Source organism: Brachyspira pilosicoli (assembly GCF_019402445.1).
Classification (GTDB): domain Bacteria; phylum Spirochaetota; class Brachyspiria; order Brachyspirales; family Brachyspiraceae; genus Brachyspira; species Brachyspira pilosicoli_B.
In genome coordinates this window covers 1-1,878 of sequence record NZ_SRZM01000437.1, presented here as the reverse complement: position 1 = coordinate 1,878, position 1,878 = coordinate 1, and the positions used below count along the sequence as shown (strand labels likewise).

The window sequence follows — 1,878 nt, the reverse complement described above, 5'->3', positions numbered from 1 at the left end:
TTTTAGCAATTATATATTTTATGATAAAAAATACCACTAAAAATAGCTATTGTAATTTTTCCTATATATTATAAAATATTAATATATGGGAAATTATTAACAAATATGCCGCTGAGTAATAACATTTTCAAAAATCAATCTTATTTTTTCATTAATAAAAATCTACTATTTTTTAAGGGAATATAATAAATGGACATAATTATTGTAATAATACTTATACTTTTAAATGGAATATTTGCTATGTCTGAAATAGCTATAATATCAGCAAGAAAAAGCTCTTTAACAAAAGATATTAAAGAGGGAAATAAAAAAGCACAAATAGCTTTAGATTTAGCTAATGAACCAGATAAGTTTTTATCAACCATACAAATAGGAATAACCTTAATAGGCATACTAACAGGTATATACTCTGGAGACACTATATCAAAAGATTTATCAAACCTTTTAATAAAAATAAATATACCCGCAGCATATTCTTATGTAATATCTCAAGTGATAATAGTAGCATTAGTTACTTACCTCACATTAATATTTGGAGAATTAGTGCCAAAAAGGTTGGGAATGGTTATGCCAGAAAAAATAGCAAAAGCTGTGGCAAGCCCTATGACTATATTATCAAAAATAGGAGCTCCATTTGTGTGGATATTGTCAAACAGTGCTATTGTAGTTTCCAGAACTTTAGGTATAAAAGACGAAAAAACTCCTGTTACAGAAGAAGAAATAAAATCTATGATAGAAGAAGGCAAACAAGGCGGAGAAGTAAAAGAAGTAGAACAAGATATTATAGAAAGAGCATTCTTTTTGGGAGACAGAAAAATAGAATCTATTATGACTCACAGAGCTGATATAGTCTATTTGGATATAAATATGACTAATGATGAAATAAAAAAAACAATATCCAAAAATCCTTATACTGTATACCCTTTAATAGACAAAACTTTAGATAATATAGTTGGCGTTATAAAAATAAATGAAATATTTGATAAGTTAAATAACAGCAAAGCAAAGATTGAAAAATATGCACAAAAGGCCACATACTTTCACAACAATATGGAAGTTTATTTAGTATTGGAAGAGATGAAAAAAAATAACACAAAAATAGGCTTTATATCTGATGAGTTTGGAAACATAGATGGTATGATTACACAGCATGATATATTTTCTGCTTTGGTTGGTTCTATTAGCGAAACAAGTAAAAATATGGATATAAGAAAAAGAAAAAACGGCGGATATTTTGTAGACGGACAATGCCCTATTTACGACTTTTTAGAATATTTTGAAATAGAAGATGAAAACATATCAAACAACTATAATACTATAAGCGGACTAATATTAGAATTATTACAGCATGTTCCAAAAGAAGGAGAATCTATAACATGGAAAAACTTATCTTTAGAGATAGTTGATATGGACGGAGCTAGAATAGACAAAGTCATAGTAGAAAAATTAGAAGAGAATTAAATATATTGTATATTTGTATAATATGTAATATTGCTATAATTTTTTAGTTATGTTATAATGCTCATACAGTTTAATTTTTTATGGAGGTAAATTATGCCACGTGTTATAAATAACGATTGTGTAGCTTGCGGATCATGTCTTCCTGAGTGTGCTTTCGATGCAATTAGCGAAGGAGATATTTACAAAATAGATCCAGACAAATGTACTGATTGCGGAGCTTGTGAAGCTGTTTGTCCTAGCAACGCTATACATCAAGCTTAATGCTTAAGTAGGCATAAGTTGGGGCGGGTCATTTATGATCTGCCCTTTAATTTTTAAAAAGGAATTTAATTTGATAAAGAATTATGAGGCTTTTATATTATCATACAATAATTATAAAAACTCATCTATTATAGCTTCTTTTCTCACAAAAAAAAA

Annotated in this window: 2 protein-coding genes and 1 pseudogene; all 3 read left to right on the top strand. The window is 27.9% G+C overall.

The window, feature by feature from the left end; genetic code table 11:
• The first annotated feature begins 189 nt into the window (after positions 1 to 189).
• Positions 190 to 1,461 (top strand): hemolysin family protein, encoded by a 1,272-nt coding sequence (locus tag E6A48_RS11695; RefSeq protein ID WP_219710479.1) that lies wholly within the window; start codon positions 190 to 192, stop codon positions 1,459 to 1,461.
• Positions 1,462 to 1,554: 93 nt separating this feature from the next.
• Entirely contained in the window at positions 1,555 to 1,722 is a 168-nt protein-coding gene (locus E6A48_RS11690) for a DUF362 domain-containing protein (protein WP_013245128.1), read from the top strand.
• A 70-nt stretch (positions 1,723 to 1,792) separates the two neighbouring features.
• Positions 1,793 to 1,878, top strand: a pseudogene (locus tag E6A48_RS12065) (DNA repair protein RecO); the annotation flags it as partial.

What these genes read in the sequence shown, in the direction of transcription:
- E6A48_RS11695 (WP_219710479.1), top strand. Translation starts at nt 190, where the DNA reads ATGGACATAATTATTGTAATAATACTTATACTTTTAAATGGAATATTT.
- E6A48_RS11690 (WP_013245128.1), top strand. Translation starts at nt 1,555, where the DNA reads ATGCCACGTGTTATAAATAACGATTGTGTAGCTTGCGGATCATGTCTT.